General features: G+C 64.3%; 14 protein-coding genes. 2 read left to right on the top strand and 12 right to left on the bottom strand.

Features of this window, described 5'->3' with window-relative positions; translation table 11 throughout:
* Window positions 1-390: 390 nt before the first annotated feature.
* The 7 genes from ON34_RS31365 to ON34_RS31345 all read right to left on the bottom strand — a co-directional run bounded on the left by ON34_RS31365 (window position 391) and on the right by ON34_RS31345 (window position 7,382).
* Entirely contained in the window at window positions 391-2,352 is a 1,962-nt protein-coding gene (locus ON34_RS31365; protein ID WP_040786645.1) for a DUF3732 domain-containing protein, read from the bottom strand.
* A 5-nt stretch (window positions 2,353-2,357) separates the two neighbouring features.
* Window positions 2,358-2,843 carry a three component ABC system middle component gene (locus ON34_RS38700; RefSeq protein ID WP_373291995.1) on the bottom strand — a complete coding sequence of 162 codons (486 nt, stop codon included), beginning with the start codon at window positions 2,841-2,843 and terminating at the stop codon, window positions 2,358-2,360.
* Between the two features lie 37 nt (window positions 2,844-2,880).
* Complete coding sequence (locus tag ON34_RS36590; RefSeq protein ID WP_040786643.1) at window positions 2,881-4,068, bottom strand: ABC-three component system protein; 1,188 nt, start codon at window positions 4,066-4,068, stop codon at window positions 2,881-2,883.
* Window positions 4,069-4,589: 521 nt separating this feature from the next.
* Window positions 4,590-4,712: a hypothetical protein gene (locus tag ON34_RS38250; protein ID WP_281032474.1), complete on the bottom strand. Its 123-nt coding sequence runs from the start codon at window positions 4,710-4,712 to the stop codon at window positions 4,590-4,592.
* A 251-nt stretch (window positions 4,713-4,963) separates the two neighbouring features.
* Complete coding sequence (locus tag ON34_RS31355; protein WP_157172542.1) at window positions 4,964-5,587, bottom strand: AAA family ATPase; 624 nt, start codon at window positions 5,585-5,587, stop codon at window positions 4,964-4,966.
* Window positions 5,584-6,201: a 3'-5' exonuclease gene (locus tag ON34_RS31350; RefSeq protein ID WP_051023406.1), complete on the bottom strand. Its 618-nt coding sequence runs from the start codon at window positions 6,199-6,201 to the stop codon at window positions 5,584-5,586. The genes ON34_RS31355 and ON34_RS31350 overlap by 4 nt, the downstream gene beginning before the upstream one ends.
* Entirely contained in the window at window positions 6,198-7,382 is a 1,185-nt protein-coding gene (locus ON34_RS31345) for a hypothetical protein (RefSeq protein ID WP_051023405.1), read from the bottom strand. Before ON34_RS31345 ends, ON34_RS31350 begins: the two co-directional genes overlap by 4 nt.
* Between ON34_RS31345 and ON34_RS36585 the strand changes: the two genes are divergently transcribed.
* Window positions 7,365-7,634 (top strand): hypothetical protein, encoded by a 270-nt coding sequence (locus ON34_RS36585; RefSeq protein WP_157172541.1) that lies wholly within the window; start codon window positions 7,365-7,367, stop codon window positions 7,632-7,634. The genes ON34_RS31345 and ON34_RS36585 overlap by 18 nt on opposite strands.
* Before the next feature lie 85 nt (window positions 7,635-7,719).
* On the opposite strand, the gene ON34_RS36580 is transcribed toward ON34_RS36585, so the two are convergent.
* From ON34_RS36580 to ON34_RS31325, 3 genes are all read right to left on the bottom strand, one after another.
* Window positions 7,720-8,208 carry a DUF4254 domain-containing protein gene (locus ON34_RS36580; RefSeq protein WP_157172540.1) on the bottom strand — a complete coding sequence of 163 codons (489 nt, stop codon included), beginning with the start codon at window positions 8,206-8,208 and terminating at the stop codon, window positions 7,720-7,722.
* The gene (locus ON34_RS36575) at window positions 8,205-8,687 is read right to left on the bottom strand and encodes a hypothetical protein (RefSeq protein ID WP_157172539.1); all 483 of its coding nucleotides are present in this window, start codon (window positions 8,685-8,687) and stop codon (window positions 8,205-8,207) included. Before ON34_RS36575 ends, ON34_RS36580 begins: the two co-directional genes overlap by 4 nt.
* Before the next feature lie 179 nt (window positions 8,688-8,866).
* On the bottom strand, window positions 8,867-9,937 hold the full coding sequence (locus ON34_RS31325; protein WP_040786636.1) for a helix-turn-helix domain-containing protein: 1,071 nt from the start codon (window positions 9,935-9,937) through the stop codon (window positions 8,867-8,869).
* A gap of 324 nt (window positions 9,938-10,261) precedes the next feature.
* Here ON34_RS31325 and ON34_RS31320 point away from each other — a divergent pair, with 324 nt between their 5' ends.
* The gene (locus ON34_RS31320; RefSeq protein ID WP_040786634.1) at window positions 10,262-11,605 is read left to right on the top strand and encodes a phosphomannomutase/phosphoglucomutase; all 1,344 of its coding nucleotides are present in this window, start codon (window positions 10,262-10,264) and stop codon (window positions 11,603-11,605) included.
* 126 nt (window positions 11,606-11,731) lie between these two features.
* Here the strand turns inward: ON34_RS31320 and ON34_RS34030 are convergent, their stop codons facing one another.
* The gene (locus ON34_RS34030; RefSeq protein WP_051023403.1) at window positions 11,732-14,875 is read right to left on the bottom strand and encodes an AAA family ATPase; all 3,144 of its coding nucleotides are present in this window, start codon (window positions 14,873-14,875) and stop codon (window positions 11,732-11,734) included.
* A complete protein-coding gene (gene mobF / locus ON34_RS34025; protein WP_051023402.1) occupies window positions 14,809-16,482 on the bottom strand; it encodes a MobF family relaxase in 1,674 nt (557 codons plus the stop codon). Before mobF ends, ON34_RS34030 begins: the two co-directional genes overlap by 67 nt.
* Between the last annotated feature and the right edge of the window lie 173 nt (window positions 16,483-16,655).

Below are 16,655 nucleotides of genomic sequence, written 5' to 3'. Positions count from 1 at the left end.
CAAACCAACGCATGCCCGCGCAGCCGCGGCGGCAGATCATTCGTGCCAGCCACAGCGACACCGGGACCGTGTCCGAGCCGTTCAATGACACCACCGCGCGGCAATCTTGCCGCTGAAAACGAGTCCGGACCCCGGTTAAAGCCCCAAAAAAAACACGGTTCTGTGGCAAATCTGCCACAGACCGTGTCATTGAATGTCCCGGAGAGGGACACATGCGCTAACCACAGAGATCGACCTGTGGAAGCGGTGACCTCCGTTGAGAGCTTGCGTCGCAGCCCAGTGCGTCGATGATCACCGATGCTCAGGCGGCTCGTGGAAACCATCGCGCCGAACGTAGACCACCTTGCGATTCCCGCGACGACAGTCGGAGGTGAGCCAACGCCTGCGAACCTATGCGGTTGGAGACTCGAGCCACGACGGGGGTATAAGTTTCTCCCCGTTGCGCCAGTTCTGGACCACCGATTGCTGGAACCAGTCCTCGGGAAGATTGGCATGGTCGCATACTATGATCTGCAACTCGGGCGCTAACTCCTGAACGACGTCGTGGATTAGCTGGAAAAGTCTACGGACGGCTTCGCGGTCGGTGTCGGAACTCGGCGAACCGGATTGTTGGTCAACCTCGGATCGGTACCATACCTGCGTTGGCTGGTCGAGCATGAGGATGCGCGGCACCGGGCGCCCCTGCCGTACGAAGTACCGATGTAAGGCCAAGTGCGCCACGAGGTGGTAACCCACCCAATTCTCGCCGCTGCCGATGCGAAACAAGGGTGCCGGGCCTTGTTCGGTGTCCGCGACAACGGTGAGCCGATTTAGGTCCAGCCGCACATTGCTGTCGCCGTGCTCCAACTGCAGTCGGTTCGCCCACTCGGTCATGTCTTGGCTGATAGTGACCAGACGTGAAGTAAGCTGTTCGCGCTCCTCTTCAGGGTCGAGTTCGGCCTCCAGTCCCCGTACACGCTGTTCAGCGATGTCGAGTAGATGCTTCAGGCGTGCGATGTCGCTATCCGAGCCATTCGCAATGGCGCTGAGCGTTGCGTGGATTCGTCCACGAGTGAATTCAGTGCGGGTCTCTTCCGGCAGTTGATCGGTTGTCGCTCTGCTCTCGTTGATCGAACGCAGAGCCGACTCGATACTGCGCAGTCTGGCACGGACCTCGGCGGCACTCGCATCCAAGTCGGTGATGGCTGCACGACGGGCTGGTCGCGCGGCATCGATTCTTGCCAGCTGGGCACTCAAATCCCGCAGGCTGTTGTCAAGGTCCCGAACTGACGGAGCCGGTTCATCTACCGTGTTACCGCAGAATGCGCATACAACCTCTGAATCCGTATGGCCGAGACCGTTTTCGCCCTGGGAGGCGAGGCCGAGCAAATTCAAGCTCTCCAGGCGGGCCGATTGCGTGCGAACCGCACCGACATACCCGGCCTCCGATGATTGTTGTTGTAGAAGCATTTCGCGGTCCGCGTTGATGGCTCGCAGCTGATAGCGAAGCGCATCCCGCTGCTCGTTCAGCTCGACCGTCCGTGCAATCTCAGTATCGGCATCTGGTACTGAGCTGTAAGCGGATGTCGCTGCGTGGAGAGCACTGATGGCTGCTGGACGGGTGGGCGGGTCAGCCGTATCGACCAGGCCCTGTGCGTAAGCTTCCCGCCATAGGGCGGCCAGTGTGCCTTCAGCGAGTTGGCTGGCATCTTCCGCTTGCCGGTACCGGCTCTCGAGATTGCGCAGATCGCGTCTTGCTGCGACCAACTGTGCACGGCGCAGTGCTTGGTCACGAGGTACCGCGCCGATGAAGTAGGGGATCGTTTCTTTGAGTGTCTGGAAGATACCCTGGTCGCCTTGACGGTGGAAGAGGTAATGACGGTCGGCAATTTCGTTCTGCCCTTGAAGACACAGCAGAGCTGCGTGCCCGAGGTGTGCTTCGTACGCGTGCCGGACCGGCCCTGCTGGTTCGTGCAGATTCTCTTCGATGCCGATTCTTCGACCGATTTGCTCACGAACCGAGTTGGAGTCGGTATCAGCGGTTAGTTCGTGCAACTCTGGCGGCTCGAGTTCGGTGCCGAAGCGGAGCATAGCCAGCTGAGTCGAGCTCTTGCCCGACTTCGGTGCTGGCCGCGCCACGAATGCCCTACCGCCGCCGAGGTCGAATAGAGCCGAGTACCACATTACCGAGCGGGTGATCGGTCCGATCGGCATCTGAAGGCTGTCTCGTCCGAGGCAGTACTCCAGGATGTCCAACAGGGCGCTCTTCCCGGTCTTGGACTCGCCGGTAACGATGTTGAGGGAACCTGGCTTGAACTCGAGGGTGCGCTTGGCGCCCGATGCGTTGTAGAGAACGATCGCAAGCAACTGCACAGGTATCAGGGTGCCACGCCGAGGATCGCGAACACAGTAGCGGGGCTGTCGGTCTTGGACAGCCACCGACCGACCAGGTTCGACTTGCGTAGGATCCCGTCGAGTTCCGTGGGCGTTTGGAAGCCACGAGGGCGTCGCCGCTGCGACGTTACCAACCGGTCGCCTTCCACTCGAAAGACTCCGTGTGCAAGACCGAATCGCATGCCGGCCCGGACTGGTTCTACCAACGATATCGCGCGCTGTGGGAGGCCGGCTCGCGCTACTGGGTTTCGTGAAACCCAGGTGGCGAGATGTGTTCTGGTCGTCGTCGGCAGCGTGTCGCGTGTGCTGCGGTGAAGAACCATTGGAGCAACGACGAACGACAATGCCCACGGTAGTCCAACGCCGGATTCCCTGGCATAGCCATCAGCCGCGTGGGCGATCACCGCAGCGAGCAGAGCGGGATTCAGCATCGTCGCGACTGCCGCGGGTTGGTGGCTCTGTACCGTCAATGGAGGCTTCCGATCTCAACTCATGCCGACAGTTGGTTCAGACTCGTATCCGGAGTAGGTCTTCCAGCCGGGCCTTGAAGTCGGCATGCCAGCCGATGCGGCCGGTGTCCGCCAGCGCATGTCGCTGCCCACGGGCGTAAAATGAATCGTTGTAGCGCGACCGCACGGTGATCGCTGTGTTGGCTAGAAGCGTTCGAAGTAAGTCCTTGCCTGCCCGCTGCTTCGCTATCTCGTCGGCTGGTTCTTCCAGGCCATCCAACATCCATTCGAACTCTCGCTCCCACTCGTCGACGAGCTCGCTCTCGAATTCAGCCAGTTCACCGACGCCGATCAAGTCCTCATCGAGCCACCGCACGGTCTGCGTGTAGGCGCGGTAGTAGTCGACGATTGCTTTCTGCAGGTTGTTAGGCGGAAAGGCGACCCAGTGCATCTGCTGGACGAACTTGTGGGTGCGGTAGCTCTCGACGACGTCGTTCTCGTTGATGTCGGCGAGCTGAACTAGGGTCGGTAGTGTTTCCTGTGTGAATTGGTCGCGTATGTGGGCGATTGCTTCTTGCGCCGCACCGACATCAAGGTTGGCGATGCGCCCCTGCAGGAGTGCGAGGGCTTGGCTGTCCCACCACTGCCAGACCATCGCGAGGAACAACTCTTCGTGTCCCTTGGGAAGCGTCCACCGAAGGCAGCTCCGTACGGCCTCGTGAACGTCTTCCGCATGGGGGGACGCGTCAGAAACAGAGATTCTATGGAGAAAAGCGCGTTGTTGCGAAGTACCCAGAGCAAGGAACTGTCGACGGGTATCCAGTGTTTCCTTCGCGCCCTCTTCCGTAGCGACCGCTAGTAGACCAGCGAGCGCCGCATCCTCGTTGCGGCTCGTCGGACGCAGTGCTGCCATGGCGCTTCCCGATGCCGCCTTCTGGGTGGTGACCAAGATCAGTCGTGGACCGTCGGCATCGCCTGGTCGCGCCGTATCCATCCAAACTTGAATCGTTTTCCATACGTCCGTGGCGCGGTCCGTTAATGAGCGACTGTTGCCTTGATGATGTTTGACTTGCAGTAATTCGGTTGGAGTACCGGCATTATCCCATGCGATATCGTCATATAACTCCAAACTGATGGCGCTGTCCGGCCGGTCAGGCCCTGATCGCAGGAGTTCGACCAGGGCCCACCAAGTTTGATGTTGGTAGCCAACCGCGTTCGGTGCAGCGTTGTGTGAGCCATCCGCCATCCTACAAGTCTCCAGTGCCCAGGCATCTTCGTCTACCTATGAGCAGGCCGAGGCGTGGCGGGAGCGGGCCAGCAGCATTCGCGACTACAGAGAGCTACTTGTCGCTTGGCTTGCAGTTGGCTGACGGTGCCCTAGTTGGCCAAGAAGGGACGAGTCCAGTCAGCGAACTCCTGCCCGAACTACGCCTGTGCCGTAGCGACGACCGCCTCCGGATTTTCTGCCACCAGCAGGCCGAAGTGCTGGCCAATCCAGGCCGCGTACTAGGAGTGGTCCGTGCTGTGCGGTTCGTCCGACTCGCGCCAGAATGAGACTCCGTCCCAGTCCACTTGATCTCCGACTCGAAGCCGATCGTTCGTGCCCTCGGCAGGATACGTCTCGGTGTGCGCTTCCGGTCCAGCCGATGATGCGTTCTCAGGCGCGCTGCTTCACCGTAGTCAATGCGGTTGGGTCGGGTGTGGTGTGCCATGCGTCGGCCATGGCGCGTGCCAGGGGTGGACGGTTTGGTGGTGGCGAGCAACGATTCAGCCGCTGCTGGTGACGGCGTAGCGGGTGTAGTTGATCGCGTCGTGGCGTGGTTGTCCGAACTCGGTGTCGAACCGAATCAGGGCGTAGTGCAGGTAGGTCCAGAATCGTCCTGGGTCCATCGACGGCTGGGTGTGGTCGGCGCGCCAGCGGCGCGCATCTGTTCGACGAGGTGCAGCGCAATGTGACCGAAGTCGTGTGGGTGTAGTCGCCGTCGCACATGGCGGTGGCTCGCAGGATCTGCACACACGTGGGCTGATCCATCTTCTCGGTCAGCCGCGACGCCGTCAAAGAATTGCAACCTACCCAAGGCGTGCCCGGCAGATCGACCGAGGCGCGCTCGGTGTCGAGTGGCCGGGCGCTGCTGTCGCCTCTAAACGGAAGCCGGGAATTCGTCCAGCCGTTGTCTGATGAACGTCAAAGCCTTTACCAGGGCACGGTCGTGCCCTTCGGCAGGCAATAGGTCGTGCTCGATGTCGAGGCGGGTAAGCACCTTCTCGACATGGTGGTCGGCGAGAGCGCGGAATTCCATGTCGGTGTCGCGCGGTTTCGCCAGGCCCAGCGGTAATCGGTTGTCCAGCACTGTGCGCAGGACGAGATCGTAGTTCTGGCTGTGGTTGGCGATGAGATCTTCGAGATGGTGGATGCGGTGAGGATCGGCGCGGTGGTCGCGGTAGTCGAGGGCTGCCTTGTAGTAGCCGAGAGCATCGGGTACGGCGCGGTCGATTAGTACAACATCGGCAGTCGTCCATGATTGAATCTCGTTGCTGATACCGCGGGTGACGATCCACAGCGTCGATGCCCAGGTGTGGTTATACAAGATTGGCAGACCGAGTTGCTGGGCTTGGGCGCCGAGGTCGCTGACAACGGCGACGTTCACTCGGTCGCGTCTGAGCCTGTCGGCGAGTCGAGTCAGGAAGGTCGTTTTCCCGGTGGAATGTGTTCCGGTGATCGCGACGGTGACTGGTCGCACCACTTCGGGTCGTGGTTGGCTCACCAGAGTCCTCCTTCAGGCTCGGGTGCCGGCACGAACTCCTTAGGTGCTGCCGCGTTGACAAGACCGGTCCAGTCCAAGTGGGTGTCGTCGATGAGTTTGCACAGCAGCAGCCATGCGGCCCACGTGTCGTAGCCTGCGCGGTGGTATCCGTGTTCGGCGAGTGCGGAGACGTCGAGGTGGGCGTGGTCGATGAGTTTGTCGAGGCTGTAGCCGGGCAGGCCGGGCCAGACTTTCTTCGCGAGTCGGAGGGTGTCCAGCACCATGGGTGGGGTCCAGGACGGCAGGTGTGCGGCCAGGACACGTTGTTCGACGCCGGCGTTGTGGGCTACGAGGGTGCGTTGTGCCAGTGCGGCATCGATCTCCGGTGCGACGTCTGCCCATCGGGGGCAGTTGTCGACGTCGTTGTTGGTGATGCCGTGGACTTTGCGGGTGACGATCGGGGTGATCGGGTGTTGTGGGCGGATGAGCCATGACCGGAGGTCGGTATGGCTGGCGGTGTCGCCGGAGACGGGGAGGATGGCGATCTCGATGATTTCGGGTGGTGTCTGGCCGTTGCCCTCGACGTCGACAACGGCGAGGTTGTTGCCGCGCAGTGCGTTCGGGATGGCGATCACTGCTTCTCCTTGCTCTCGGGCCAGCCGAGGTCGGCGCGACCGTGGCGGTGGGGGTGGTGCGGTTTGGTGACGTCGTGGACCTGGTAGCGCAGGTTGTGTTGCATGAGGTAGCGCGGCTGCTCCGATAGGCCGCTGACCACGATTGCGCGGTCGTTGACCTCCACTAGACTGCCCCCGAGTTGCTCGGCGAATGTGGCTGCCTGCTGGGTGTCGGGGCGGTGCCAGTCGTCGGCGCAGCGCTGGATCTGGGCGGTGGGGCAGATATCGCACAACTCGCGGATACCGTAGTGGCCGTTGTAGTCGGCGACGCCATGGGCGTAGGCGACGGCGCAGCTGGTCTTGCGAAACAGTGGCGATCCGGTGCCGTGTTCGGCTGCCGCATTCAGGATGCGGTGTTCGATGTCTGCGGGGAACACTTTGCGGCGCGCGCCTTCCAGGTACGGTTCGGGCAGTCCGTGCGACTGGTAGTAGTCCCGGATTTCGTCTTTGAAGAACAGTCCGGTGAAGACGGTCGCGTGCGCGTAGTGGCTCAGTTCGAACGCGTGTTGGAGGTGGTCGTCGGTGTCGTTGAGCGCCGGGACGATCGGTCGCCAGTACAACACGACCCGGTATTTGTCGGCGTGCTGGTAGGCGGTGCGCAGGGATGTGGCGGCGATGTTCGAGTCGACGGGCTCGATGCGATCGTCGTCGATGCCGGAGTGTGTGACGAGGACGGTGAGTCGAAGGTTGCTGATCGAGTTGAGGATGTCGCAGTCGGCGGGTTCGATGCGCCAGCGGGTGATGACCAGGACGTGGTTGGTCAGCGCTTGCTGGTCCAGCAGTCTGAGCATCTCGAACGTGTGCGGCTTGACCGGCGGCAGCATGGGGTCGGTGGCCCGGTTGAACAGCTGGATCGGGGTGATGTGGGGCCGGAAGTATGGGTGTGCGAGCAGCATGGCCGCGGCGTCGGCGTCGGTCATGAGGGCGCGTGGTGTCTTCATCTCGAAGTTGTCGAAGACGTGCCGGATGCAGTATCCGCAGTCGAGCGGGCAGCCGATGATGTGGTTGACGCTCAGTCCAGATTTCCGGTATTCGATGACTTCGCGCAGGTCTGGTCGTAGCAGTTCCTGTTGCGCAACGGTGAGGAGCGGCAGTTGCCGCCTGGCGCGGGACAGGCTGGATACTTGCTCGCGGTCGCTCATGGCAAGCGCCTTTCAATCGGTGATTCGCGGCAGTGGTTCGGTGGGTGCGGACGCGGTGACGCGCGGCCGATGACGTTCTGCGGCGTCGAGGGTTCGGTCGATTGCCCGACGTCGGGCGCAGTGTCGGCGGTCGCATTCGCGGTGGTGGACCAGTTGCTCGCGGGCCTGGGCCACCGACAGTGGACGGTGTGGCGCGTCGTGGGAGAGCCGGTCTCTGATGGTGGCGACGGTCAGCTTGCCGCTGCGCTGTGAGCGCGAATGCAGCAGTAACCAGCCACCTGTGCCGATGACACTTGCCCCGACCAGCACGTAGATGACCGTGACAGCTGAGAACGTGTCAATTGTTCTGCGCCTCATCTGCGAACCAGCGCCACGGTTGGGAGTTGGTGATCTGCTCGACGAGATCGGTCCACCGGTTGGCGAGTTCGCCAAGTGCTGTCCATGCTTGGTGCACGGCGCCGACTGATTCCGAGCCCAGCCGCAGCCGGTCGGCTTCGACCTCAGCTGCAGCCATGTCATCGAGCAGGGCACCGAGCGACCTTCGCGGGCTGCTGGTGCCCGGCCGCGAAGGGATGGCCAAGGCGACCCAGTTGTCCACCATTGAAGCCACTTCCGATCGGCGGCGGTCGATGCTGTCGCTTCGGGTTGGAAAGAGTGCGCGATTCAAGTGAAGTTGGCCGAAGGCGCGGGCCTGGCGGATGAGGAACGTGTCAGATGGTCTGTCGCGGAACGCGTTTCGGATAGCATCCGCCACCGATCGATAGTCTGGAAGCACGACTTCGGCGCCAGTCCTTTCGATCAGCATGGTGCGTTGGTTTGACGTCATGGCGCGTCCTTCCTGCGTCGCTGTGGAACGCCGTAGACGCCCGTGCCGCTGGCTCCTTTTCGTGGAGCGACATCCGTGAGACAGGCCGTCTTGCCGAATTCGACGCGGTCAGGATTCGGCGGTGCTGGCGCGGACATCTCCTTGCTGAGATCCGTCTCCCAGAAGCCGCCCGGCTCGGCGCGAACAGCGCTGCTCATGTTCGACCTGCCGTCCGGCAAGACCGGGGGCTTGGCTTCGTTCAGGACCTCTTCGGTGTCGCATGCTTCGCCGAGCTGCGCAGACGGCGCATCGGCCGAGGTGTGGCGCACCTGGACTTCGACCGGGCCGGGGTTGGCGTCGCGCTCTTGAGGTGAAGGTGGTCCTGCGGCACGCATCCGTGCGGCGTGCTCTGTCATGCCCAGTTGGTCACACCAGGCGAGCATGGAGTGGTAGATCTGTCGTGGAGTTGCCTCTGTCTCGTTGCCGCTATGCACGGCCATTGATTCGCCTCTCGCCGTCGGAAAATCCCGACGCCGGGGGCTTTCGCCACCAACCGCGGCTCACCGCTGGTCGGTGTGCCGGGATGTGGGACCGGCATCGACCCGGCGTCGGGTGTCTTCGACGCTATGGCGAAAAGCAAAGAGGCGGAATGAGTTTGGCGTTGCCTTATCGTTGCCTGTCAGCAGGCGGCGACTTCGGCGACCAGGCGGCGTAGTGCGACGCTGTGGCGATCGGCCGACAGGTCATTCAGCGCTCGGCGTGCGTGCGCGATGCCTTCGGCCCGGTCGCCGGACTTGGCGAGCGCCAGCCCTCGGTGCATTTCGAGGTGAGTGGCGTAGCGAGCGAATCGATTGGGCATGGTCCGCTCGGCCTCTTGCTGAGCCCGGTCGGCGGTCTGGTCGCCGAGTCGAGCGAGCACCAGCGAGATGTCGACGTTCATCCGCCACTCCGGCATCGCCCAGTCTGAAACCTCGTCGGTGGTGCCCACCGAGTCGAAGACACGTTGTGCGTCTTCGAGCACGGTCCGGGTGGCTGATTCGTCGCCGCTGAGAGCGTGGACGTTGGCCAGCGAGATGAGTGACATCAGCCGACCCACCGTCGGAGCTGGGGATATCTGGCTGCCTGCCTGCGCCAGCTCCTGGCAGACGGACAGGGCTGCACTCGGATGCGCCATGTTCAACGCTGAGCGTCCGCGCACCCACACCTGGGTGGATGTGTCGTCGGAGCGGTCGGCGGCGCTCACCGCTGCCTGGTACCAGCGCGCGGTTGCCTGGCTGTCGGCCACGTCGGACAGCGGTGCGCCGTGCAGGACCATGAGGCGGGCGGCAATGGCCCACATCTGGCGAGACAGCAACTGCGGGCGCAGAACGATGAGATCTGCTGCGATGCGCGACTGCATCTCGGCTGCACCGACAGTCATGCAGTCGGCGGCGTGCTGCTCCATGCGTGCTGTCCAGGCATCGATGCCGATCGGCATGACGTCGTCTTCGAACATGCGCCGGACAGCATCGGTGACCGGGCCGGGCACGACGGCACCGGCCAGACCACCGAGCAGGGTACGACGGCGTATGTCCACTCCGAGTTGCTCCTCGTATCGGTCGATGATCCAATCGGGGACGGCTTTCCCGGCCGGTCCCGTTTCGACCCGGCTCAGGTACCCCTTATCGAGCATGATCCTCTTCGACATCTCGCGCAGCGAGACATCCGCGGCCACACGTGCATCCCTGAGCATCTGTCCTGTCACCAGCATGACACCACCCCCTGAATAGGCAACGCACAGGCAACGCCGAAACACTGTGCCGACTCGTCGCACCGTTCGACGCTGGTGCGCAAGCCAGAGCGGCGGTGGCATCGAACGGTGATGAGGAGTGCGACATGTCGGATTCTTGCAGAGTTTCGATGGCAACAACCATAAGCCGACCAGGGCGTTTCTCGCCGGGACAACGGCCTACGCGGAATTGGCCAAAGAATTGGTCAGGCTGTGCCGCCAGTCGGCGGGGAGTCGGGCTGCCTGATGCGGATGTGTCGTGTCATGGTGTTCGTTCGGCGACGCCGTGCAGACGAGGGAGTAGTGATGGGACGTGAGCTGTCCAGAATCTTCAAGGCGTACGACGTGCGGGGGCTCGTCGACGTCGACCTCGACGAAGACCTTGTCCGGCAGATCGGAGCAGCATTCGCACGGGTGGTCAGTACAACGGTCGCGGTCGTGCGGGACATGAGGCCGTCATCGGAGTCGTACGCTGCGGCGTTGATCGATGGCGTGACCGGCCAGGGCCAGGATGCGATCGATCTCGGGCTGGGTTCGACCGACCTCGTCTACTTCGCCGCAGGACAGCTCGATGTCGCTGGCGCGGTGATCACCGCCAGCCACAATCCCGCCCAGTACAACGGCATCAAACTGTGCCGCCCTCGGGCCGTGCCCGTCGGGCGGGGCAGCGGACTCGATGACATCCGAGGCATGATCCACCACGGCATCCCGTCGTACACGGGATCGACAGGCCGAATCGTCAAGCGCGACGACCTGCCCTACCGCTACGCCGCGTACCTCAGGGAACTGGTCGATCTGTCCGGCATCCGACCTCTCAAGGCAGTGGTGGACGCGGGCAACGGCATGGCGGGGAAGATGGTTCCGATCGTCTTCGATGGATTGCCGGTGGAGCTAGTACCGATGTACTTCGAGCTCGACGGCACCTTTCCCAACCATGAGGCGAACCCGCTCGACCCTGCCAACCTGGTTGATCTTCAGACAGAAGTTCGACGCGTCGGCGCGGATATCGGACTGGCCTTCGATGGCGATGCCGACCGCTGCTTCGTCGTCGACGAAACCGGTACACCCGTCTCGCCATCATCGATCATCGCGCTCATCGCTAGCCGAGAACTGCGAAAGGCTCCGGGCTCAACGATCGTTTACACCGCGATTACCTCCCGCGCGGTGCCAGAGATCATCGCCGAACACGGCGGGCAACCCGCACGGACGAGAGTAGGGCACACACACGTCAAAAGCCTGATGGCCGAACGTGACGCCATCTTCGGTGGTGAGCATTCCGGCCACTATTACTTCCGCGATTTTTGGAACGCTGATACGGGAATGCTCGCCGCGCTCCACGTCTTGGCTGCTCTCGGCAGCACGGATCAACCACTTTCCCGGCTGATCTCCCGATACCACCGCTACGTCGCATCCGGGGAGATCAATTCCACGGCAAGCGACGGCGCCAGGGTGCTGGCCGCTGTCGAGCAGGAGTTCGCCGATGCCGAGATCGATCGACTCGATGGGCTCACCGTCCAGCTTCCTGGCGGCGCGTGGTTCAACCTCAGAGCCTCCAACACCGAGCCTCTGCTTCGCCTGAATGTCGAGGCACCGGACGAACACGCCATGGCACGGCTTCGAGACGATGTGCTTGCCCTCATCCGGCGGTGACTACCGCGCCATAGCAAGACTTTCCGAGCGGCGGGCTTGACCACGCATTCGGTGTTGAACGGCGAGCAATCGGCGGCACCAGCACGTGTTGACAAATCTGGTCTGCTCGGCGCTGGTGCAACTGTGCTACAGCCCTTGGTCGTATTCGTGACTGTAACCGTAGTCAGGACCGAATTCCGGTGCGTCGAAGGGCTCCTCGCGGCTCGCCTGGGTTTCGGCAGCGGCGGGAGCCTGCGCCAACTCCGGTTCGTCGGGCGCATTGAGGTCGAGATAGCGGCGGGCGCGGTCTTCGAGGTCGCGTTGCTCCGGGGTCAGCTGCGCGCGGCGCTGCTGTTCAGTGAGCGCGTCGTCGAGTTGACGCTCCTCGCGAAGCCAGCGTCGTTCCGCCTGCGCCAGCTGATGCGCAAAGGCGCTGTCGCTCTGCTCCGCGGCGGCCAGCTCGGCGGCGCGCGCGGCATGGTTGTCAGCACGGTGAAGTGTCGAGTCCCATACGTCCTCCGCGAGGGGCACCGCGGCCCGGGAGCGGCGCGCGGCATCGCGGGCGGCAAGCAGATCGTGCTCGGCATCGCTGACGGCTCGGCGCAGGTGCTCGACGCGGGAAGCGTGCTCCGCGCGGATGGCGCGCGCGGTATCAGTGCCGGTGCGCCACCACGGGATCTTGGGTGGGCTGTCCTGCATGGTCGCCTGCTTCTGATGGGCGATGGAGACTGCGTGTTCAGCGGCCACGACCGCGGCCTGTGCTTCGCGTGCGGCACGGATCGCCAGCGCCTGTTGATCGAGTTCTGCGTGAGCGCGGCGTACAACGTCGGCGTCGTTGCCGCGCTCATGTCGCTGGCCGCGTTCGATGATGAGACCCATGTCCAGGATTGGGTCGAGATCGAATTCGAGTTGAGCGGAATGGATCTCGTCTTCCAGTTCGGCGTCGCTCATCCTCCGCCACCGGTCGACCTGGACCTCAGAGACGGCGCGGGTGAGCTGGTCGGTGTTGCGCCGCTGGGCTTCTTCGAGGGTTTCTACCAGCCGCCAGCGCAGCGCGGCCGCGGGCTGCTCGTCCGGCAACGGACGCTGCGCGGCCGCGGTGCGGACAGCGGTCGGTATGTCCAACCCAGTGGCGACGGCGTGGGACAGTTCCTCGGCCAGCTGCGGCCAGTACGGGTCTGTGGTGATCCGTTCGTCGATGTCTTGGGCGAGGGCTGCCCAGCGGCGGGTGTTGGTGTCGAGGTCGCCGAGACAGGACCGCACCGCGGCATCCAGCTGTAGCTGGGTGTGGCGTTCGTCGATTGGGTATTGCACTGGGCCGGTTGGGCGTCGGTCGTGGTCGGGGATCGCGTGCGCGGCGCGCCAGATCGCGAGGGAGGCTGTGAGGTTCGGGTCGTGCTCGGCCAGCTGTTGCGCCCACACCGGTGCGGTCTCGGGCGTCCAGCCGCGGGCGGTGTCGTGAATCTGGGTGGCCAGGTCCTTGATCTGGTCGGCGCGGTATTGAAGGTGCTGACCGTAGTTGGTGTCGTTGCGCAGGACGGCTGGGATCACCGGGATCCATCCCAGCGGGCCGCCGATGGTGTGGTGGCCTATGCGCCACACGAGTACGGCGGCTTTGTCGTCGGCGGTGTCGAGTTCGCGCGCGGTGACGGCGTCGGTGAGCGCGGTGATCGGGTCGCGCCCGGTCAGGGCGACTATGGCCAGGTGCTGGCGCAGCACCGGCCACGCCGCCTCGTCGGTGAGACCGGGCATGAGTCGTTCGGCGGCTGCGGTGACGGCGGTGTGGTGCTCGGTGCCGAGGTGTGTGTCTGCGACCGTGGCGAGTGCCTCGAGGTAGGCGTCGATGGCTCCGGCGAGTTGGCGTTGGGGGTCGGCGGCCTGGCGGGTCTGGGTGGTCGCGGAGACTTGGCTTCCGTCGCGGCCGAGGATTTGGGTGAGCATGTCGATCGCAGTCGGTGGGTGCAGCGCGTTCCACGTCTCGGCGGGAGCGTCCTGGCCATCGCCCGCGGTGGCGAGGTAGAGGTGTCCGCAGGCACGGGCGCGGGTGGCCAGTACATACAGCTGGAAGCAGTCCTCGCTGCCGGTCAGCACGCCATGGCAGGTGTCGGTGGTCAGCCCTTGCGCGGAGTTGATCGTGCGGGCGTAGCCGAGCTCGACGCATTCACGCACGTAAGCGGTGGGCAGGGTGACTTTGCGGCCGGATCCGATGTGGCTGGCGGTGATCCGCCTGTCCGAGTGGACGGCACGGACCTTCCAGCGGTAGCCGTTGCGGACGTGATCGGTTTGCGAGATCCGCAGCCGATAGTTGTTCTCCCTGGTCGTGATGATGTCCCCGACCGAGGCCGAAAGCCCATCCGACAGCAGCGTTTCCGGTCCCTGCAGGCCTTCGCGGCGGAGGCGTTCGTCGCGGGCGAGGGCGTTGAGCTGGCGCACCAGCTCGTTGGTCGGCGCCAGCAGCGCGACGTCGCGGCCTTGGGCGTAGTCGACCCGCCACGCCCGGTACGCGGCGTGCACTACGGCACCGAGGGTGCCGACGTGGACGCGGCCGTGGTCGGTGTAGAACGCGATCGCGGCCGTATCGCCGTGGCGTAGGGCGAGGCTGGCGGCGCGCTCGCTCGGGTTGTCGAAGCGGACGACGCTGGTGAGGGTGGCGGCTCCGGCGTGGTGGACGATGTCGCGGATCACGCCCCCGGCCTGCACGGAAGACAGTTGCCGGTCATTACCGACCGACCGCACGCTGGCCCCGCGTTCGATCAGCCAGGACACGGCCGAATCCAGTTTCAGGGTGGGGGTCTTCGCTGCCTCATCGAGCACGACGAGGGTGCGGGGTCCGATCGCCCGCACCCAGTCCGGTGCGTCGTCGAGGGCCCGCTCGCCCGACCGGATGTCGTTGATCACGGTGACGAGCATGTCTACGGTCTTGGAGTCCGCGCCGATCTCGCTGCCCAGGACACCGGCGGCTGGTCCTTCCGGTGCCAGCCCGAGCACGGTGCCGCCCTCGGTGGTCCAGGCGCGCACCAGCGCGGCCATGGCGGTGGTTTTCCCGGTCCCGGCTGGGGCGATCGCGACGTGTAACCGTCGTCCGGAGGTGGCGAACTCGCGCAGCAACTGGACTTGGCCGTCGTTGAGCATCTGGCCGTTGTTGTTGGCGGCGTGCTCGATGATCGCGGCATCCACCGCGGCCGCCGGGATAGTGCGCCCTCCTTTGAGCAGGCTCGCCGCTATCAGGCGTTCCTCGGCCGCGAGGATCTGTGGGCTCGTGTAGAGCTGGGAGCCGGAGGTGGTGAACACGCTAGTGCCGTCGCGGCGGGTGAGTGCCTCGACCGTGGGTGCGATGTCTTCGGCCTCTGGTGTGCCGCGGGGATCGACCGCGGCTCGCTCAAGGCGGTGTCGGTGACCTGGGTGATGAGGGTGTGCCAGTCGGCCGGGTCGATGCTGCCGCGCAGCTGGCGGGTGGCTTCGGCGCGAATGTGGCGGAATTGCCAGGTCGCCCGGGAATCGGACACGACCTCCACCACTCTCGCGGCAGTCGCGGCCACCCACGCGGCGTTAGTGACCTCCCGCTGCGGGATCGGCTGTCCCAGTGCGGTCGCGACCATCGCATCAACCGCGCTCTCACCGCCGAGCAGCTGCACGGCGTCGCGGCGCCAATCAGCGCGCTGCTCAGCACGCGAACGGGCCGCCACCTTGTGGCCGCGGGTCTTCAATGTGGATTCTTGAGCGAGGTCGTGCAGCTCACCCGGTGTCGGTTCGCGGCCACGCTCGGCCTGAAACCGCGTCGTGCGGGTGGTCAGCTCGGCATCCACCGCAGCCGATCGCTTCGACCATTCCTCGGCCAAGCGCTCCTCGACGCCGACGATCTCCCGCACCAGCCGCTTCCCACGCCGCCGACGGCCGCTGCTGTGACGTTCAGCGAACTGCACACCGACCGACTGCTCAAGGTAGTGCTCCAACCGGGTATTGAACAGCTCGGACGCGGCGACGTTGTGCTGATAGATCATCCTGCCGTCGAGTGCACCCCACTGCCCGTCATGGCGTTTGACCGCGTTCGAAACCACCACGTGGACGTGCAGATTCGGGTCACCCGCGCGACTATCGCGGTGCTGAAACGTGGTGGCGATCAGACCACCGACGACGTCGACTTGGCGGCGGCTGTGCCGACCGACCCGGGTAAACACCGCGTGCTCCTCGAGATAGACCAGCGCATCGCGCAGGGCGGCATCCACGGCGGCCTCGATCTTCTCCGACACCTCACGTGGGGCCAGCGCCCACAACGTCGACACCGACTTGACCGGCGAGAACGTGAGGTCGAACCCGGCGACCCGCTTCGAGGTCGCTCGGCTGGCGCGGGCCACCCAGCCCGACAGCTCCCGGTCATCGCGGGGTGGGCGACCGTATTCCTCGGCGAACATGCGCCCAGCGACCTCGGTGGCGATGCGGCTACGCTCCTCCGCCGGGATCGGGGCGTAGTCGACGCGGCCGTGCTCGGCGTTGTAGGCGGCATACGCCCGAGTCCGCTCGTAGCGGTAGGAGTACTCCGCCACCGCGTGTTTGGTGAAGGGGGCACCCAGCCGGACCAGCCGTACTGCGTGCGCCCGCGCGGTGCGACGCGAGATGCCCTCCGCGGCGAGGGCTTGTACTTCGGCGGTGATCATCGCCTCGGCGTTCGGGTGCAGGCCGTGACCGAACAACGCCCGCATCTGGGATTCGGTCACCACCTCACCGGCCTCGATACCGACGTTCGGCAGGCCGGAACCCAGCCAGCGGCCCGGGGATTCGCCGCGCTCGCTGTAGTAGGTCGAAAGGTCCTGCGGACCGCGATCGTTCACGTCCTGCGTGGCGATCGAGCGGAGATAATAGGTGTAGCCGTCGCCACTGCCGAGTTTCGCCAGTGACATCACACAACCCCACCGTACGCGCCCCGACTGCGAAGTGGCCGTGATGTTTCCGCGACCAGAGAGCATGAGGTGTGACGGATTGTGATAGTAGGGCTCACCTTAAGTTTGGTCGTCTTGTTCGCAGATTGTTTGCGGTGTGCGGGGATAGCTTCGGGTGTTGCAGAGTTTGGATG

The sequence above is a fragment of the Nocardia pneumoniae NBRC 100136 genome (assembly GCF_000308755.1).
In the GTDB taxonomy this organism is placed as follows: Bacteria; Actinomycetota; Actinomycetes; order Mycobacteriales; family Mycobacteriaceae; genus Nocardia; species Nocardia pneumoniae.
Note: the sequence above shows the minus strand (reverse complement) of the source record. Positions and strands in the feature narration are given on the sequence as shown.

Coding starts and splice junctions, on each gene's coding strand:
- ON34_RS36590 (WP_040786643.1), bottom strand. CDS start 4,068: ATGGCGGATGGCTCACACAACGCTGCACCGAACGCGGTTGGCTACCAA.
- ON34_RS38250 (WP_281032474.1), bottom strand. CDS start 4,712: ATGGACCCAGGACGATTCTGGACCTACCTGCACTACGCCCTGATTCGG.
- ON34_RS31345 (WP_051023405.1), bottom strand. CDS start 7,382: ATGAGCGACCGCGAGCAAGTATCCAGCCTGTCCCGCGCCAGGCGGCAA.
- ON34_RS36580 (WP_157172540.1), bottom strand. CDS start 8,208: ATGACGTCAAACCAACGCACCATGCTGATCGAAAGGACTGGCGCCGAA.
- ON34_RS36575 (WP_157172539.1), bottom strand. CDS start 8,687: ATGGCCGTGCATAGCGGCAACGAGACAGAGGCAACTCCACGACAGATC.
- ON34_RS31325 (WP_040786636.1), bottom strand. CDS start 9,937: ATGCTGGTGACAGGACAGATGCTCAGGGATGCACGTGTGGCCGCGGAT.
- ON34_RS31320 (WP_040786634.1), top strand. CDS start 10,262: ATGGGACGTGAGCTGTCCAGAATCTTCAAGGCGTACGACGTGCGGGGG.
- mobF (WP_051023402.1), bottom strand. CDS start 16,482: ATGTCACTGGCGAAACTCGGCAGTGGCGACGGCTACACCTATTATCTC.